This is a genomic window from Sphingomonas pseudosanguinis (genome assembly GCF_052056765.1).
GTDB classification, from domain to species: domain Bacteria; phylum Pseudomonadota; class Alphaproteobacteria; order Sphingomonadales; family Sphingomonadaceae; genus Sphingomonas; species Sphingomonas pseudosanguinis.
The window spans coordinates 2,600,974-2,618,357 of record NZ_CP189888.1; the positions used below are offsets into that span (position 1 = coordinate 2,600,974).

Annotated in this window: 18 protein-coding genes; 11 read left to right on the plus strand and 7 right to left on the minus strand. The window is 67.3% G+C overall.

What is annotated here, in order from left to right; translation table 11 throughout:
• Nucleotides 1-156: 156 nt before the first annotated feature.
• The 5 genes from ACQHGV_RS11810 to ACQHGV_RS11830 all read left to right on the plus strand — a co-directional run bounded on the left by ACQHGV_RS11810 (nucleotide 157) and on the right by ACQHGV_RS11830 (nucleotide 3,174).
• The gene (locus ACQHGV_RS11810) at nucleotides 157-720 is read left to right on the plus strand and encodes a DUF4328 domain-containing protein (RefSeq protein WP_440978326.1); all 564 of its coding nucleotides are present in this window, start codon (nucleotides 157-159) and stop codon (nucleotides 718-720) included.
• Nucleotides 721-820: 100 nt separating this feature from the next.
• On the plus strand, nucleotides 821-1,327 hold the full coding sequence (locus ACQHGV_RS11815) for a DUF2975 domain-containing protein (RefSeq protein ID WP_440978327.1): 507 nt from the start codon (nucleotides 821-823) through the stop codon (nucleotides 1,325-1,327).
• On the plus strand, nucleotides 1,327-1,548 hold the full coding sequence (locus ACQHGV_RS11820) for a helix-turn-helix domain-containing protein (protein ID WP_409787373.1): 222 nt from the start codon (nucleotides 1,327-1,329) through the stop codon (nucleotides 1,546-1,548). The genes ACQHGV_RS11815 and ACQHGV_RS11820 overlap by 1 nt, the downstream gene beginning before the upstream one ends.
• Nucleotides 1,549-1,590: 42 nt before the next feature.
• Nucleotides 1,591-2,253: an extensin family protein gene (locus ACQHGV_RS11825; protein ID WP_440978328.1), complete on the plus strand. Its 663-nt coding sequence runs from the start codon at nucleotides 1,591-1,593 to the stop codon at nucleotides 2,251-2,253.
• A gap of 33 nt (nucleotides 2,254-2,286) precedes the next feature.
• Nucleotides 2,287-3,174, plus strand: a complete 888-nt coding sequence (locus tag ACQHGV_RS11830) for an LOG family protein (RefSeq protein ID WP_183950404.1) — start codon at nucleotides 2,287-2,289, stop codon at nucleotides 3,172-3,174.
• Between the two features lie 171 nt (nucleotides 3,175-3,345).
• On the opposite strand, the gene ACQHGV_RS11835 is transcribed toward ACQHGV_RS11830, so the two are convergent.
• Together ACQHGV_RS11835 and ACQHGV_RS11840 are read right to left on the minus strand one after the other, a co-directional pair.
• Nucleotides 3,346-4,404, minus strand: a complete 1,059-nt coding sequence (locus tag ACQHGV_RS11835) for an NAD(P)H-dependent flavin oxidoreductase (RefSeq protein ID WP_440978329.1) — start codon at nucleotides 4,402-4,404, stop codon at nucleotides 3,346-3,348.
• Between the two features lie 167 nt (nucleotides 4,405-4,571).
• Nucleotides 4,572-5,282, minus strand: a complete 711-nt coding sequence (locus tag ACQHGV_RS11840; RefSeq protein WP_440978330.1) for a c-type cytochrome — start codon at nucleotides 5,280-5,282, stop codon at nucleotides 4,572-4,574.
• 127 nt (nucleotides 5,283-5,409) lie between these two features.
• Here ACQHGV_RS11840 and ACQHGV_RS11845 point away from each other — a divergent pair, with 127 nt between their 5' ends.
• Nucleotides 5,410-6,300, plus strand: coding sequence for a prephenate dehydratase (locus ACQHGV_RS11845; protein ID WP_440978331.1), 891 nt, complete (start codon nucleotides 5,410-5,412; stop codon nucleotides 6,298-6,300).
• 42 nt (nucleotides 6,301-6,342) lie between these two features.
• On the opposite strand, the gene nudC is transcribed toward ACQHGV_RS11845, so the two are convergent.
• From nudC to mutY, 3 genes are read right to left on the minus strand one after another with little or no spacing between them, the layout of a single operon-like run.
• The gene (gene nudC, locus ACQHGV_RS11850; RefSeq protein WP_440978332.1) at nucleotides 6,343-7,200 is read right to left on the minus strand and encodes an NAD(+) diphosphatase; all 858 of its coding nucleotides are present in this window, start codon (nucleotides 7,198-7,200) and stop codon (nucleotides 6,343-6,345) included.
• Entirely contained in the window at nucleotides 7,197-8,522 is a 1,326-nt protein-coding gene (locus ACQHGV_RS11855) for a serine hydrolase domain-containing protein (protein WP_440978333.1), read from the minus strand. The genes nudC and ACQHGV_RS11855 overlap by 4 nt, the downstream gene beginning before the upstream one ends.
• Before the next feature lie 3 nt (nucleotides 8,523-8,525).
• Nucleotides 8,526-9,587, minus strand: coding sequence for an A/G-specific adenine glycosylase (gene mutY, locus ACQHGV_RS11860; RefSeq protein WP_440978334.1), 1,062 nt, complete (start codon nucleotides 9,585-9,587; stop codon nucleotides 8,526-8,528).
• Between mutY and ACQHGV_RS11865 the strand changes: the two genes are divergently transcribed.
• Genes ACQHGV_RS11865 through ACQHGV_RS11875 form a run of 3 tightly spaced genes read left to right on the plus strand, consistent with a single transcriptional unit; the run spans nucleotide 9,569 to nucleotide 11,596 of the window.
• Complete coding sequence (locus ACQHGV_RS11865) at nucleotides 9,569-10,129, plus strand: DUF721 domain-containing protein (protein ID WP_440980197.1); 561 nt, start codon at nucleotides 9,569-9,571, stop codon at nucleotides 10,127-10,129. The genes mutY and ACQHGV_RS11865 overlap by 19 nt on opposite strands.
• The gene (locus ACQHGV_RS11870) at nucleotides 10,129-10,827 is read left to right on the plus strand and encodes a thioredoxin domain-containing protein (protein ID WP_440978335.1); all 699 of its coding nucleotides are present in this window, start codon (nucleotides 10,129-10,131) and stop codon (nucleotides 10,825-10,827) included. Before ACQHGV_RS11865 ends, ACQHGV_RS11870 begins: the two co-directional genes overlap by 1 nt.
• Before the next feature lie 28 nt (nucleotides 10,828-10,855).
• On the plus strand, nucleotides 10,856-11,596 hold the full coding sequence (locus tag ACQHGV_RS11875) for a DsbA family protein (protein WP_440978336.1): 741 nt from the start codon (nucleotides 10,856-10,858) through the stop codon (nucleotides 11,594-11,596).
• 633 nt (nucleotides 11,597-12,229) lie between these two features.
• Here the strand turns inward: ACQHGV_RS11875 and groL are convergent.
• Together groL and groES are read right to left on the minus strand one after the other, a co-directional pair.
• A complete protein-coding gene (gene groL, locus ACQHGV_RS11880; RefSeq protein ID WP_312489483.1) occupies nucleotides 12,230-13,873 on the minus strand; it encodes a chaperonin GroEL in 1,644 nt (547 codons plus the stop codon).
• A gap of 86 nt (nucleotides 13,874-13,959) precedes the next feature.
• Nucleotides 13,960-14,247 carry a co-chaperone GroES gene (groES, locus tag ACQHGV_RS11885; protein WP_042484184.1) on the minus strand — a complete coding sequence of 96 codons (288 nt, stop codon included), beginning with the start codon at nucleotides 14,245-14,247 and terminating at the stop codon, nucleotides 13,960-13,962.
• Nucleotides 14,248-14,472: 225 nt separating this feature from the next.
• Here groES and sppA point away from each other — a divergent pair, with 225 nt between their 5' ends.
• Together sppA and ACQHGV_RS11895 are read left to right on the plus strand one after the other, a co-directional pair.
• Entirely contained in the window at nucleotides 14,473-16,437 is a 1,965-nt protein-coding gene (gene sppA / locus ACQHGV_RS11890; RefSeq protein WP_440978337.1) for a signal peptide peptidase SppA, read from the plus strand.
• Between the two features lie 242 nt (nucleotides 16,438-16,679).
• Nucleotides 16,680-17,270 carry a GNAT family N-acetyltransferase gene (locus ACQHGV_RS11895; protein ID WP_183950395.1) on the plus strand — a complete coding sequence of 197 codons (591 nt, stop codon included), beginning with the start codon at nucleotides 16,680-16,682 and terminating at the stop codon, nucleotides 17,268-17,270.
• The last annotated feature ends 114 nt before the right edge of the window (nucleotides 17,271-17,384 follow it).

The window sequence follows — 17,384 nt, forward strand, 5'->3', positions numbered from 1 at the left end:
GTGACGCAATATTGCGTCCGGGTGAACATGCCATGGGGGATTTTCAGTATGCTCAGCGATCCACGGCGTCTGACGCGCTGGACCATCCCGTTCGTCTGCCTCTGGCTTTTGGGAAGTCTCGGCCGGACAGGATTATATCTCTGGTAGATCAACCTGTTGGGCGGCTCTGGCGGCAGCGCGGCCACGCCGGACGCCGTCGCGCGGGCGGTCGAGGCGACCGACCCGGTACAGATGCCATTCCTCCTGATCAGCGTTCTGTTTCACGTCGCCTTTCTCCGCTGGGTCTACGTCACCAATCGCAATGCGCAGCAGTGGAGCGATTCGATGTCGATCAACCCCGGCTGGAATGTCGGCTGGTTTCTCGTGCCCGTCGCATCGCTGGGGATGCCATTCAGGGGGATTTGCGAAACGCGCGGTGCGTCGATCGACCCTGACGCGCCCGGCGCGGTGCCGACTCCGACCTGGCGGTGGATCTGGTGGGGCCTTTGGATCGCGATGTCGGTCTATGGCAATGTCACGGGCGTCATTCTGAACGTGACGAACACGCCAAGCCTGTCTTTGCCCGCGATCTGGACGCAGGTCGCCGGTCTCGGCATCGACGTGCTCCTGGCCGTGCTGACGTGTCGGCTGCTGAGTGACGTGGCGACGCTGCAGAGCCGACATATCGACCTATCGGCGTCGCATGCCCAGGCCGGGCACGAACCGCTGCCCCAGGCATGAGAAGGCTGCCCCATATCGATTAGCGATATTTATATTGATTGATATTCGATATTTTCATATCGAATATCAACATTGATTCGATAAGGGAGGACAGGACGCCATGACACGCTTCGCCAGCCATATCAGCACGTTCCTATACGCCGCGCTGCTCGCCATCCTGGCATTCGTCACCGCCGTCATCCTGGCATCGGTCGGCGTCCTGATCGTCGACGCGATCTCGCCCGGCGCATTGGGGACGATGCATGTCAACGCGCAAGCCCTGGACATGAAGACCCCCGGCGTGGTCGCCGCCGCGCTGGCGGTCATGCTGATGGCCCTGGGCCTGGCCTGGGCCGCGCTGTTGCCGCTGATCCAGATGTTGCGCAGCACGGCAGCGGGCGCGCCCTTCACCCTTGCCAACGTCAAGCGGCTGCATTGGATCGCGGGGACCATCACAGTCGCCTATCTGCTGCAATTCGCGCTGCCGCCGATCCTGCCCTTTGACGCGCGGGACATGGTCAAGCCGATGGGTGTGGATGGGGCTTTCGCGATCCTGCTGACCCTGGTGCTGGCGCAGATCTTTCGCGAGGGCGTGCGGCTGCGCGAGGATGCGGAGGGGACCATCTGATGGCGATCCGCATCAATCTCGACCGGCTGCTGCTCGACCGGCGCATGTCGCTGACCGAGCTGGCCGAGCGGGTCGACCTGACGCTTGCCAATCTGTCGATCCTGAAGACCGGCAAGGCGCGGGCGATCCGCTTCACCACGCTGGATGCGATCTGCGCCGCGCTCGATTGCCAGCCGGGCGACATATTGGAGCATGTCGCAGACACGCCTCCGCATGGCTGATCGGGGCTGACAAACGCGAAGCGGCGGGGAACAAGGGGAAATATGGTTCGCGTTCCCCTGTTTCTCGCCCTTCCGATTCTGGGGGCGGCGCTGCTCTCCGCCTGTGGCCGTCCCGATCGGCCGACCCAGCAGGCCTCGCGCCCCGAACCCTATCGCCCGCCGATCCGTGAGACCGCGCAGTGCGAGGCCGATCTGCGGCGCGAAGGCGTCGATTATCGCCGCCTGCCGGACAAGGAGCTTGGCCCTGGCTGCGGCCTGTACGGCACGGTGCAGCTGACCGATATCGGCGTGCCGGTCACCGGCGTCACCGCGATGCGTTGCGGCAACGCACGCGCCTTTGCCGGATGGGTGCGCAACGCCGTCGCCCCCGCCGCGTGGCAGATCCTGGGCTCGCAATTGGTCAAGGTCGAGGGGATGGGCACCTATGCCTGTCGCAACATCGTCGGCACCAAGCGGATCGGCGACCGGCGTTCGGGCCATGCGCTGGCCAATGCGGTCGATGTCGGCGGATTCGTGCTGAAGGACGGGCGGCGCATCACGCTGCTGAACGACTGGTATTCGACCGATCCGCAGGTCCGCCAGTTCTGGGCGACGATCCGCGCCTCGGCCTGCAAGCGCTTCGGCACGGTTTTAACTCCGGATTACAATGCCGCGCACCGCAATCATTTGCATCTGGAGGACGATAACGCGCGCTTTTGCCGGTAGCGCGAGCGGAAGCGATCCCTTACATCATCCAAAATGACCGATAAAACCCAAGTACCGAACCGCGTCTTCCCCAATGCCAGCCAGGACGCCGAAAGCGCCAAGACGATCGTCTCGACGCCGCAGACCGAAAGCCCCGCCTATACGCTGGCCTTTCAGGACATGGACTTCCTGCTGCGCGAAGACCTTCGTCCCGTCCGTTTCCAGCTGGAACTGCTGAAGGCGCAGCTGCTGCTCGAAGAGGCCAAGATCGCCTCGACCTTCGTCTTCTATGGCTCGGCGCGTATTCCGGAGCCGGCCAAGGCGCAGGCGCTGCTCGAGCTGGCGCATGACGACAAGTCGCGCAAGATCGCCGAGAATTTGGTCGCCAAGAGCAAATATTACGACATCGCGCGCGAACTGGCACAGATCACCAGCCGCCTGCCCCGCGACGATAGGGGTATGCGCCAGTTCGTGGTGTGCTCGGGCGGCGGCCCTTCGATCATGGAAGCCGCCAATCGCGGCGCGGCGGACGTCGGCGCCGAGTCGGTGGGCCTGAACATTGTCCTGCCGCACGAACAGGCGCCGAACCCCTATGTCACGCCGTCGCTGTCCTTGCAGTTTCACTATTTCGCGCTGCGCAAGATGCATTTCCTGCTGCACGCACGCGCGCTGGCTGCTTTCCCGGGCGGCTTCGGCACGTTCGACGAGCTGTTCGAACTGCTGACGCTGATCCAGACCGGCAAGATCCAGCCCATCCCGGTGCTGCTGTTCGGCCGCGAATTCTGGGAACGCGTCGTCAATTTCGAAGCGCTGGTCGAGGAGGGCGTGGTGTCCGAGCGCGATCTCGGCATCTTCACCTATGTCGAAACCGCCGAGGAGGCGTGGGACGTGGTGCGGAACTTCTACGAGGAACGCGCCCGCAAGGACGCCGAACAGGCGTAATGGATGATGGCCCCTGCTCTTCGGGGTGGGGGCTTCGTCCTTTAGGGGCGCGGTTAGCCCGTGGCCTTCGACTTCGCTCAGGCTGAACGGGGGCAGTATGTTATCCATTCGGCCTAAAGGACGCACAATATTTCAGCCGTTCAGCCCAAGCGAAGTCGAAGGCCACGCCCCTCACATCTCCGCGACGATCGCGCGCACCAAATCCCCCGCCGGCATCGCCCGCGCCAAGGGCGCCCCCTGCCCCGCCCATTGCGCGCCATAGCCGACCTCGCCGCGTGCTTTGGCCGCAGCATTCAGCGCCTTGCCCGCATCATAGGCCACCGGATAATCGGGCACACGCGCCGACAGTCCCGCCCCCAGTGTGGTGAAGCGATTGGGCAAACAGCGCGCCGGCCGCCCCGAAATGGCGCGCGTCATCACCGTATGCGCCGCCCCCTCCCCCATCAGCGCCGCGCGATAGCCCGCATCGGCCGCGCTTTCGGGGCAGGCGATAAAGGCCGTGCCGAGCTGGGCCGCCGCAGCACCCAGGCTGAGGGCCGCCGCCACGCCGCTGCCATCCATGATGCCGCCGGCCGCGATTACGGGGCGATCCGCCTTCACCGCGAGCAAACGTGTCAGCGCCAGCGTCCCCAGCCGGTCGTCATGCACGTCGGGGTCGAATACGCCGCGGTGTCCACCCGCCTCATAGCCTTGCGCCATCAGCACATCGATGCCCGCCCGGCACGCGCTCTGCGCTTCGGCGAGCGAGGTCACGCTCGCCAGCAACAGGCAACCCGCCTCCTTCAACGCGGCGATGCGTGCCGCGTCGGGCAGGCCGAAATGAAAGCTGACCACCGCCGGCCGCGCCTCCAGCAACAGCGCCAGCATCGCATCGTCCTCGGCAAAGCTGGGATAGATGGCGTGCAAATGTGCGGGCGCCTCGGCGTCCTGCTCGGCGAAGGCCGGGCGCAATGCCTCGCACCACGCCCCCTCCACCACCGGGTCGCGGCGGGGCGGGGCATGGACGAAAAGATTGACGTTGAACGGCCGATCGGTCCGCGCACGCGTCTCGGCGATCATCGCGCCCGCTTGGATCGGATCGCTGGCGCCGAGCGCGATCGCGCCCAGCCCGCCGGCCGCATTCACCGCCGCCGCCATGGCCGGCGTGGAAACCCCCGCCATCGGGGCCTGCAACACAGGATGCGTCACGCCGAGGGCGGACAGCCACGCATCCATGAGAAACTCCCGCATCGTTCATATCCTCCCCTGCAAGGGGAGGTGGCAAGCCGAAGGCTTGACGGAGGGGTGTCGCCGGTCGTGAGTTAAGATCGATCCCGCGCATGGGGACACCCCTCCGTCAGGCCCATGGCCTGACACCTCCCCTTGCAGCGGAGGAATGGAGAGAATGTCGACCAGCCTCAGCGCGGCGCCTTGGCGCCTTCGATCGCGGCCTGCGGATCGACCGAGGGCGCGCCCCTGGCCGGCGTGCCGGTATTGGCGATCGCGCCGGTCTCGCCGCGCGGATCGTCCTCGACCTTCTGGACCGCTGCGTCGGCAGCGTTGGCGGGCGCCTCGCCGGCGGCCGGTTCCGCCTTGGCAGCGGGCGCGGCGGGCAGCGGCAGGTTTGATCCCTGCTGGTTGAGATACAGGATCACGTTCGCGCGGTCCTGCGGATTGGACAGGCCGGCAAAGGTCATCTTGGTGCCGGGCGCGAATTTACGCGGGGAGGTCAGCCACGCGTTCATCTTGTCCCAGTCCCAGGTGCCGCCGACCGCCTTCAGCGCATCGGAGAAGGCGAAGCCGCCCTTACCCTGCGCGATGGCCTCGCCCATCGTGGCATAGAGATTGGGGCCGATGCCGTTCGCGCCGCCCTGGTTGATGGTGTGGCACGCCGCGCATTTCTTGAACACTTCGGCGCCCTTGGCCGGGTCACCGCCGGGAAGAAGCGAAGCGATCGGCACCTCGGGGGCACCGCCGCCGGAGCCTTCGGCCTCCACGCCTTCGATGGGGTAGCCCATCTTTTCGGGACGTCCACCATGGTAGATCATGCCGCCGACGATCGAGAGTCCAAGCGCCGCACCAGCCGCGCCAAGCACCCATCCCGCGATCGTATTGGTCTTTAGGTCCATCGCTTGTCGCTGCCCCGCCAATATCTCTCCTGAACGCCGACCTTAGGTGCGGCTTTCGCGGACGGCAAGTTTTGCTTCGGGGTTCGCGCCTTGATCGCGTGCCTCCCCCGCTTTACGCCACCGCGCCATGGACAATTACGCCGCCCCCGCCCGCCCCATCGTCGAGGCGATGACCCATGCCGCGCTGGCCGAGCCCGCGCGCGGCGTCGCGTTCCAGGGGGCGCCGGGCGCCAACAGCCATGTCGCCGCGATCGAGGCGTTTCCGGATGGCCTGCCGCTACCCTGCTTCGATTTCGCCGACGCGCTGGAGGCGGTGAAGTCGGGCAAGGTCGATCATGCGATCATCCCGATCGAGAATTCGCTGCACGGCCGCGTCGCCGACATACATTTCCTCCTGCCCGAATCCGGGCTGGTCATCATCGGCGAGCATTTCCTGTCGATCCGCCACGCACTGATGACGACGGGCACGCGCGACGAACTGATCGAGGTGATGAGCCATCCGCAGGCGCTGGGCCAGTGCCGCCACTGGCTGCGCGCGCACGGCCTGCGCCCGATCGCCTATGCCGATACGGCGGGCGCCGCCGCGCGCGTCGCCGAGATGGCCGATCCCCGTATCGCCGCGCTCGCCCCGCCACGCGCGGCCGAGCTTTACGGACTGACGCTGCTGTCCGAGGACGTGTCGGACGGCGAACACAATATGACCCGCTTCGTCGTGCTGGCGCGCGGCGGCCAGCCGCCGGTCGGCGAGGGCCCGTGGATGACCAGCCTGATCTTCGAGGTGAAGAACATCCCCGCCGCGCTCTACAAGGCGATGGGCGGGTTCGCGACGAACGGCGTCAACATGACGAAGCTGGAAAGCTATCAGCGCGGGGGCAGTTTCGCGGCGACCGAGTTCTATTGCGACGTCGTCGGCCGGCCGGGCGAGCCGGCGTTCGACCGCGCGATCGAGGAACTGGGGTTCCACAGCAAATGGGTGCGGTTGCTGGGGACCTACCGCCAGGCGCGGCAGCGGGGGTAGATCGCAAATTTCCTCCCCTGCAAGGGGAGGAAAGGTTTTGATTCAGCCGTCCGCCCATTCCCTCAACAGCGTATGCGCGATCGCGTAAGCCGGCGGCACGCCGAAGCGCGATTCGTCCCCCGCCAGCGCGGCCCGCACTTCGTCGCGCGACACCCAGATCGCATCTTCCAGCTCGGTCCGGTCGATGGTCAGCCGGTCGTCCAGCGCGGTCGCGACGCAGGCGATCATCAACGACGACGGGAACGGCCAGGGCTGGCTGGCGATGTAGCGGACATCCCGCACCCGCACGCCGGCTTCCTCGAACAGCTCGCGCGCGACCGCTTCCTCGATCGATTCGCCGGGCTCCAGAAATCCGGCCAGCGCCGAATAGCGCCCCGGCGGAAAGGCGGGCTGACGACCCAGCAGCGCACGACCGTCATGCTCGGCGATCATGATCACGACCGGATCGACGCGCGGAAAATGCTCGGTGCCGCACGCCGGGCAGCGCCGGCCCCAGCCCGCGCGAAAGGGATGCGTCGCCGCCCCGCAGCGCGCGCAGAAACGATGCCGCGCATGCCAGTCGAGCACCGAGCGCGCCGCCGCATAGGTCGCCGCCTCGCCCGGCGCCAGCGCATGTAGCGCCGCGATCATCTCGAACGAACGCCCGCTGGCCGGCTCGGTCGTCAGCCGGGCGAAATGGGGCACGCCGTCTTCCAGCCCGAGCAGGACATGATCCTCCGCCGCGTCGCCCGGGTCGATCGCGGTCCAGCCCAGCCGCCCGTCCGCCATGGCCGGCTCATAGCCGTCGAGGACCAGCCGCCGCGCCGCCGGATCGGCCAGCGCGGCCGCGAACCCCGCTTCGTCGTGCCGCAGCGGATCGGCACGGTCGAGCCGACCGCCGGTAAAACCCAAAATACTCACCGGCGTGCCGCCCCCATGTCCTGATAGAGCGCCGCCGCCAGATCGCGCTTCAGCGGCCAGCGGTCGGCGGGGAAATAATTGACCATGATCGTGCCGCGGACCCCGCGCGTCGGGTCGACATAGGCGACCGTCCCCGCCGCGCCGCCCCAGCCATATGTGCCCTTGCCCGGCCCGCCCGGCGTATCGGCCAGCGTGACCGATCCACCCGCGCCATAGCCGGTCGGCACCCCGCCCCCGCTACCCCCGGTCGATCCCGATACACCGGCAAAGCGGACCCCGGCGGGCAACAGGTCGGACATGGCGAGCTTCACCGTCTCCGGCTTCATCACGCGGGCCCCGTCGACCGTGCCGCCATTCTGCAGCATCTGGAGGAAACGGTCATAGTCGCGCGCCGACATTACCAGCCCCGCGCCGCCATAGGGAAAGCTGGGCGTCTGGAGAAAAACCGAGGTCGCGCCCGGATCGACCGGCACCAACTGATCGCCCAGAAACGTATAGTTGGTGACCAGCCGGTTGGCGGCCGATGCGGGCACCCGCCAATAGCTGGAGTTCATCTTCAGCGGATCGAAGAGACGCGTCTGGACGAAGCGCTCGAACGGCATGCCCGACACCTTCTCGACCACCGCCGCCATGACGTCGAGGCCGATGGAATAGCTCCACTTCGTCCCCGGCTCGGCGATCAGCGGCAGGGTCGCGACACGCTCGGCGAATTGCTGGAGGCTCGTGGGGCGGACCCGGTGCACCGCCGCCTCCACCTGCGTATTGGCGGCGAAGGGCACGATGCCCAGCCGCTCATATTCCTTCAGCAGCGGCCCCTTGGTGGTGATGCTGTACCCCAGTCCCGCCGTGTGGGTCAGCAGGTTGCGGATGGTGATCGGCCTGGTCGCGGGCCGGCTCTCCAACGAGGTGTCGGCATTGGTCAGCACCCGCATCTGCCGATAGGCGGGATAGATGTCGGACAGCGGCTGGTCGAGGCCGAGCTTGCCTTCCTCGATAAGGATCATCGCCGCCATGGCGGTGACCGGCTTGGTCATCGAATAGACGCGCCACAGCGTGTCCGGCCCGACGGCGGGCGCATTGGCGGCGAGCGCGGTGCGCCCGGCCGAGATGAAGACCGGCGACTGGCCCTGCCGGCCGATCGCCGCGACGATGCCGGGCATCTTGCCCGAGCGGACATAGCTGTCGAACAGCCCCTGCGTCGCGGGCAGCCTGGCGGCCGTCGCCTTTGGGGCTGGCTGGGCCGGGCGCGCGACCTGCGCCGGGGCGGCGGCACCCAGCAGGGTCAGCATCGCCCCGCCCGTCAATATCACATGACGCATCATCACTCAGGCCCCTTTCAATCGATCGGCTGCCCGCGCGAACAGCGTAGGCAGGCCGGCAGTTCCCAAATCCTTGATCGGCCACCATTCTCCCGCATCGGGATCGGCCGGCTCGCCCCCGGTCCGCGCCAGCGCGAGTTCCAGCTCGAAATGGGTGAAGCCATGGACGACCGTGTCGTTCAGCATGACCCACGGCCCCTCGGCCGGCGCATCGGCGAGCCCCGGCCGCTCGTCCGTCCACGGCCCGGTCGGCAGCGCGCGCATGCCGCCCAGCAGGCCCTTGTCCGGCCGCCGCACCAGCCAGACATGGCCATCCCGCTCGATCCAGAAGATGGTGCCGTGACGATAGGGCCGCTTCTTCTTCGGGGCCTTGGCGGGCAATGTCTCGGCAATCCCCTCGGCCCGCGCGCGGCAATCGACCGCGATCGGACAGAGCAGGCATTGCGGCTTCTTCACGGTGCAGATCGACGATCCCAGGTCCATCATCGCCTGCGCGAAATCACCGGCGCGCGTGTCGGGGGTGATGCGATCGGTTGCGTCCCGGATCGCGGGCCGCGCGGCGGGCAATGGCGTCTGAATCGCGAACACGCGTGCGACCACCCGCTCGACATTGGAATCGACCACCACCGCGCGCTCGCCGAACGCGATCGCCGCCACCGCCGCCGCCGTATAGGCGCCCAGCCCCGGCAGTTCGCGCAATTCGGCCTCGGTCCCGGGAAAGCGTCCGCCATGCTCGGCGACCACCGCCCGCGCCGCCTTCACCAGATTGCGGGCGCGGGCATAATAGCCCAGCCCCGCCCAGGCGGCCATGATGTCCTCGTCCGGCGCGGCGGCGAGGCTCGCGACATCGGGCCAGCGCGCCACCCAGGCGGTGAAGCGCGGAGTGACTGCCGCCACCGTCGTCTGTTGCAGCATCACCTCGGACAGCCAGACACAGTACGGGTCGGGCACCTCCCCGGGCTTGCTGCGCCAGGGTAGGTCGCGGGCGTGACGGTCGTACCAGGTGAGCAGCCGGGCGGCGGGGCCGCCGTCCAAGGGGGCGGGCGATGATGAAAGCTTGGCGTCCACCCGCCCGCTATGGCATGGAGCCCGATATGAGCAAGCGCGTCCGCGCCCCCCAGGAGCCGCCCCCCCGTTCCAACCGCCCCCGCGCGGTGTCCGAACTGCTGCCCGCCATCGGCGGCGCGGCCTTTCGCCGCTTCGGCTTCGTCCAGAGCGCGATCGTCAGCCGCTGGCCCGACATCGTCGGCCCGCGCCTGTCGACCGCCAGCGCGCCCGAATCGATCCGCTTTCCGCAGGGCGAGAAGCAGAACGGCGTGCTGACCCTGGTCGTGCGCGGCGCCCACGCCCCGATGATGCAGCATATTGCGCCCGAGATCATCGAGCGGGTGAACCGCTTCTTCGGCTATCCGGCGGTCGCACGGTTGCAGATTCGCCAGGGCGAACTGCCGATGGCCGCCCCCCGCCGCGCCGCGCCACCCAAGCCGCAGCCGGTGCCGCCGGAAATGGGCGACGGCCTGCGCCAGATCGCCGATCCGGAGCTTCGCGCCGTGCTCGAATCGCTTGCCGCCGGCGTCGCCGCGACGCGCGGCCTTCCCAAGGTGTCGTGATGCGTCTTTTCCTGTCGCTGGCCGCGATCGGCCTCGGTCTCGCCCTCCCCGCAACGGCCATGGCCGCCCAAGCGCAGCGCAAGGGCGTCGACTGGACCACCCACGTCACCCAGACGCCCGCCGGGACCTACGTCATCGGCAATCCGGCGGCGCGCGTGAAGCTGGTCGAATATGTCAGCTATACCTGCCCGCACTGCGCCGATTTCGCGGTGAAGGCCGAGCCCGTCCTGAAGGACAAGATGGTCCGATCGGGTTCGACCAGCGTCGAGATCCGCCACTTCATCCGCGACCGGCTCGACCTCGCCGCCGCGCTGATCGCGCGCTGTGGCGGGGCGGCGAAGTTCGCCAGTCTGAACACCGCGATGTCCGCGCAGCAAAAGACGTGGCTGGCGCGCGGCATGGACTATGAACAGGCCAATGGCCAGCGTATCGGCACCTATCCGCTGGCGGCACAGATGCGCGCGCTGGCCGATGGCGCGGGCTTGAGCGCGATCGGCAAGGCCGGGGGCCTCAGCGATGCGCAGATCGGCGCGTGTCTGGCCGACCGCGCCGCCGCCGACCGGGTGGTCGCGATCACCACCGCCGCCCCCGACACGATCGAGGGCACGCCCGGCTTCTTCATCAACGGCAAGCAGGCCATGGGCGTCTTTACCTGGGACGCCCTGCAACCGCTGCTGCGCGCCGCCGGCGCCCGCTGATCCCCTTTCCCCATCGGAGCATTTGTCGATGACGTCTCGCCTTCTCCTCCTCGCCCTGCCGCTGGCGCTCGCCGCTTGTGGCGGCAACAGCGGCAACGCCAACAGCAGCACTCCGGCCGCCTCGCCGCTGCCCGCCGTGCCCGCGCCGGCCGGCCAGGACTGGACCCAGGTCGTTCGCAAGACCGACGAGGGTTACGTGATGGGCAACCCGGATGCCCCCATCAAGCTGGTCGAATATGGCTCGCGCCTGTGCCCGGCCTGCGGCGCGTTCGCGCGTGAGGGTTTCGAGCCGCTGACCAACAATTACGTCAAGTCGGGCAAGGTCAGCTGGGAATTCCGCGAATTCCTGATCCACGGCGCGCCCGATCTGCCGCCCGCGCTGCTCGGCATCTGCCAGGGCGAGACGATCTTCTTCCCGCTGCTCGAGCAGATGTACCAGGCGCAGCAGGGCTTCAACGACAAGCTGCAGGCGATGACGCCCGCGATGCAGCAGCAGCTCCAGAACGCCAAGCCGGTCGACGCGATCAAGGCGATGGCCGAACAGATGGACCTGATCAACTTCGTCAAGCAGCGCGGCATCCCCGAAGCCAAGGCGCGCCAGTGCCTGGCCGACATGACCCAGATCGACCGCCTGACCAAGCAGACCCAGGATCGCGGCGCCGACGGCACGGTGACCGGCACCCCGACCTTCCTGCTGAACGGCAAGCCGGTACAGGGCGCGATCGGCTGGAAGGACGTCGAGGCGGCGCTGAAGAACGCCGGCGCGTAAGCGGTTCGGGTTTTCCGGTTTCGGAGAGGCGGTCGGGCAAAAGTCCGGCCGCCTTTTTTGTTTCCTCCCTCCACACCCGCCGGACCTCGGCGAAGACCGGGGCCTAGTTGGGACACCTTCAAGGATGCGCAGGACGTTTCGTGAGATGCCGATCCAGACGCTCCGTCTTGCCCCTCCCGCATCGAGTTGCACCCGGTCAGCGACATCGGAACGGCACTCCGGCTTTCCGTCCCCGTCCATAGAGTGGCTGCCCCACCGCCCGTTCGCGCTGAGCGAAGTCGAAGCGCAGGCCCGACCGTTTGTCCCGCGGGATTCTCTTGGCCTTCGACTTCGCTCAGGCTGAACGGAGGTGGGGGAATGAGGCCTTTGAATTGGGCGGAAGGTGCGAGAAGCACTGGCTCCCGACCAGCACTACATCCCCACCCCCCAACCTCCGTTCGCACTGAGCGAAGTCGAAGTGCACGCCCTGCGTCCTCCTCAGACAAAACCGCCCCCCCCCCCCCGAACGGCGGTTGCAGGACACGAAAAAAGGCCTGGGGATCGCGCCCCGGGCCTTTTCCGTTTGGCTGTGCCGCAAGGACAGGCCGGTTCGGTTCCCGGCGAGGTCGCCCCCGCCGGTCTCCAAAATCCGACTTAGAAATCCATGCCGCCCATGCCGCCCATGCCGCCGCCGGCAGGCATGGCGGGCGACTTGTCTTCGGGCAGCTCGGCCACGGTGGCTTCCGTGGTGATGAGCAGGCCCGCGACCGATGCCGCGTTCTGGAGCGCGGTGCGCACGACCTTGGTGGGGTCGATCACGCCGGCCGCAACCAGGTTCTCATAGGTGTCGGTCGACGCGTTGAAGCCGAACGAGGTGTCGTTCTGGTCGAGCAGCTTGCCCGACACGACCGCACCGTCATGACCGGCATTCTGCGCGATCTGACGCACCAGCGCGGTCAGCGACTTGCGGACGATGTCGATGCCGCGGGTCTGGTCGTCGTTGACGCCCTTGACGCCGTCCAGCGCCTTGGTCGCGTACAGCAGCGCCGTACCACCGCCGGGGACGATGCCCTCTTCGACGGCCGCGCGGGTCGCGTGCAGCGCGTCGTCGACGCGGTCCTTGCGCTCCTTCACCTCGACCTCGGTCGCACCGCCGACCTTGATGACGGCAACGCCGCCAGCGAGCTTGGCCAGACGCTCCTGGAGCTTCTCGCGGTCGTAATCGCTGGTGGTGTTCTCGATCTGCGCACGGATCGCCTCGGTGCGGCCCTTGATCGCGTCGGCATCACCCGCACCATCGACGATGGTGGTGTTGTCCTTGTCGATCGTGACGCGCTTGGCGGTGCCGAGCATGCCGACGGTGACCGACTCGAGCTTGATGCCCAGGTCTTCCGAAATCAGTTCGCCCGCGGTCAGGATGGCGATGTCTTCCAGCATCGCCTTGCGACGATCGCCGAAGCCCGGCGCCTTGACCGCTGCGACCTTCAGGCCGCCGCGCAGCTTGTTGACGACGAGCGTGGCGAGCGCCTCACCCTCGATGTCCTCGGCGATGATCAGGAGCGGACGGCCCGACTGGACGACGGCTTCCAGGATCGGGAGCATCGCCTGCAGGTTCGACAGCTTCTTCTCGTGGATCAGGATGTACGGGTCGTTCAGTTCGACCGTCATCTTCTCCGGGTTGGTGATGAAGTAGGGCGACAGGTAACCACGGTCGAACTGCATGCCCTCGACGACGTCGAGTTCGAATTCGAGACCCTTGGCCTCCTCGACGGTGATGACGCCTTCCTTGCCGACCTTTTCCATCGCCTCGGCGATCTTCTCGCCGACTTCACGGTCGCCGTTCGCCGAGATGATGCCGACCTGGGCGACTTCCTGGCTGCCCGAAACGGGCTTCGAGCGCGACTTGATGTCCTCGGTCACCTTGGCGACGGCAATGTCGATGCCGCGCTTCAGGTCCATCGGGTTCATGCCGGCCGCGACCGACTTCATGCCCTCGCGGACGATCGCCTGAGCGAGGACGGTCGCGGTGGTGGTGCCGTCACCGGCGATGTCGTTGGTCTTCGACGCCACTTCGCGCACCATCTGGGCGCCCATATTCTCGAACTTGTCCTTGAGTTCGATTTCCTTGGCGACCGAAACGCCGTCCTTGGTGATGCGCGGGGCACCGAACGACTTGTCGATCACGACGTTGCGGCCCTTCGGGCCCAGCGTGACCTTGACGGCATCGGCGAGGATGTCGACGCCCTTCATGATGCGCTCACGCGCGTCGCGCGAAAACTTGACTTCCTTGGCTGCCATGGTGGCTACCCTTTCAGATTAAGATGTGGAGATCAGGAGTCTTTGGATCTGGGCCCCGGCCTTCGCCGGGGCTGGCGCTCATCGGCTCAGCCGATGATCCCCAGAATGTCCGATTCCTTCATGATGAGCAGGTCTTCACCGTTCACCTTGACCTCGGTGCCCGACCACTTGCCGAACAGGATGCGGTCGCCCGCCTTCACGTCCAGCGGGGTGACCTTGCCGTCTTCGGCCTTCGCGCCCGAACCGGCGGCGACGACCTCGCCCTCCTGGGGCTTTTCCTTGGCGGTATCCGGGATGATGATCCCGCCAGCCGTCTTTTCCTCGGCCTCGACGCGACGGACGAGAACGCGGTCGTGCAACGGACGAAAGTTCATTGCCATGTCCCTTTAATCTGGCGTGTTACACTTTTCTGGCACTCACCGGGTGGGAGTGCCAACAGGACCGGATATGTGAACGGGCGTTCAGGCCGTCAACGCCTGCCCCCAAAAAATTTCGACGAAGCGCCCCGCCGGCGGGAACAAATTTCGGCGATGTCCATCCGTATTGGCCCTCTAATACGGACCATTGCCGACTATTCGCGGCTGGGCTAGCCATGGCGCATGACCGACGCTCGCGCAGACGCCTTTCCGCCCGCCTCCCCGCTCGACCAGGATTTCAGCCGACCGGGGCGCAAGGCCGGCCGGCGCAGCGGCTGGCGGCTGGTGCGCGGCGCCTGGCGGCTGCTGGTCGGCATCAAGGATTTCCTGGTGCTGGCGGCGATGCTGCTGTTCTTCGGGCTGATCTTTGCCGCGCTCAACGCCCGGCCGGGGACCAAGGCGATCACCGACGGCGCGCTGCTGCTCAAGCTGGACGGCCCCGTCGTCGAGCAGCCCGAGGCGATCGCCCCCTTCGCCATGCTGTCGGGGCGCGGTCGCCCACGCGAATTCCGCCTGCGCGATGTCGTCCGTGCGATCGATGCGGCCAAGGGCGACAGCCGCGTCAAGGCGGTGGTCCTCGACCTCGATTCCTTCGGCGGCGCCTATCCGGCCGCGCTTCAGGAGATCGGCGACGCGATGGCGCGCGTCCGCCAGAGCGGCAAGCCGGTGCTGACCTATGCCACCGCCTATACCGATGGCGCGTACCGCCTGGCCGCGCATGCCAGCGAGATCTGGGTCAATCCGCTGGGCGGCACGCTGTTCACCGGGCCGGGCGGCAACCAGCTTTACTATAAGGGGCTGATCGACAAGCTGGGCGTCACCACCCATGTCTACCGCGTCGGCAAGTTCAAGTCGTTCGTCGAACCCTATATCCGCACCGATCAGAGCCCCGATGCCCGCGCCGCGTCGCAGGCGCTCTATGGCACGCTGTTCGCCCAGTGGCGCGAGTCGATCGCCAAGGCGCGGCCCAGGGCGCAGCTCGCCGGCTTCCTGGCCCAGCCCGATCGCGCGATCCTCGCCTCGGGCGGCAATATCGCCGACGCCAATCTGAAGGCCGGGCTGGTCGACAAGCTGGGCGACCGCATGGCGTTCGGCAAGCGCATCGCCGAGATCGCCGGCGTCGAGAATGCCAAGCCGGCCGGCAGCTTCCGCACCATCGGCTATGACGCCTGGGTCCGCGCCAATCCGCTGCCCACCAAGGGCGATGCGATCGGCGTGGTGACCATCGCCGGCTCGATCGTCGATGGCGAGGGCGGTCCGGGCACGGCGGCGGGCGAGACCATCTCCAAGGCGCTGCTCGACGGACTGGCCACCAAGAAGCTGAAGGCGCTGGTCGTGCGCGTCGATTCGCCCGGCGGCTCGGTGCTGGCTTCCGAACAGATCCGCCAGGCGATCTTGGAGGCCAAGCGCCAGAAGCTGCCCATCGTCGTCTCGATGGGCGGCCTCGCGGCCTCGGGCGGCTATTGGGTGTCGACCCCGGCGGACGTCATCTTCGCCGAGCCGGGCACGATCACCGGTTCGATCGGCATCTTCGGCCTGATCCCCTCGTTCGAGAATACGCTGGCCAAGATCGGCGTGACCACCGACGGGGTGAAGACGACGCCCCTGACCGGCCAGCCCGATGTGCTGGGCGGCTTCACCCCGATGCTCGACACCATCCTGCAGGCCGGGATCGAGAATGGCTATCGCCAGTTCCTCGCCCGCGTGGCGGAGTCGCGACGGATGACGCCCGAAAAGGTCGACACCATCGCGCAAGGACGCGTGTGGGACGGCGGCACCGCCCGCCAGATCGGCCTGGTCGACCGGTTCGGCAACCTGTCCGACGCGATCGCCGAGGCCGCGCGCCGCGCCAAGCTGGACCCCGCCAAGGTCTATCCCGAATATCTGGAGAAGAAGCCCGGCTTCGCCGCCGAACTGGTCCAGGGCTTTGGCAATGACGACGATTCGACCGATAATGGCGGCGACGTCTTCGCCATCGCCGCGGCCGAACGCCGTGCGGTGGCCGCGCGCGCGCTGGGCGATGTCCAGCGCCTGGTGCGCGGCGGCTCGGTCCAGGCGAAGTGCCTGGAATGCGGCGCGCTCGGCCCGATGGCGAGCGCGAGCGACGAGCGGCTGCTCGACCTGTTGATCGCCCGGTTGGGGCTATGATCTGATCCCGCACGATCGCATCCCCAACCTCCGTTCAGCCTGAGCCCTTCGGCTGGCTGGCAAGCCAGCCGCTCAGGATAAACTTTGGCGCTATGCGCCAAAGTCGAAGGCTACGGGAATGCCTCGCCACTGAGCGCGGAACGTGCACTTCGACTTCGCTCAGTGTGAACGGAGGTTGGAATCAGGGCTTTCCGAACCGCGCATCCCCACGCTACGCAAGCCCATCGCCTTCGGAGACCCCAATGATCGCCATCCGCGCCGCCCGCCCCGATGACGCCGCCGCCATCGCCGCCATCTATGCGCCGCATGTCCTGGCCGGCGTCGTCTCGTTCGAGACCCAGGCCCCCGACGCCGATACGATGCGCGCGCGCATGGAGGGGGCGGACGGCCTCTACCCCTGGATCGTCGCGACGCTGAGCGACGAGGAAGGCCGGGAAGAGGGTATTATCGGCTATGCCTATGCCGCGCGGTTCCGCGAGCGCGAGGCCTATCGCTGGGTGGTCGAGACGACGATCTATGTCGCCGACGTGTCGCAGCGCGCCGGCGTCGGCCGCCTCCTCTACGAAGCGCTGGTCGACACGCTGACTGCGCAGGGCTTCACCCAGGCGATGGGCGTGATCGCACTGCCCAATGACGGCTCGATCAAGTTGCACGAAGCGGTCGGCTTCCGCCGCGCCGGCGTCTTCCGCGAAGTCGGTCACAAGCATGGCCGCTGGATCGATGTCGGCTATTGGCAGCGCGAACTCGCCGAACCCGCCCCCCACCCCGCCGAACCCAAGCGGTTTGCCGATGTCGGCGTGGTCCGCGATCCGGTGGCGGGGAAGCATCGGTAAGCTGGATCGTCGGCACAGGTCACGCTTTTCATTGGCCATCGCCGCTGAATGACAAGCGACCGGGCGGCAGGCGGAGCGGACTCGTCACGCACGTCGTCAGAAGGACCGACGTTG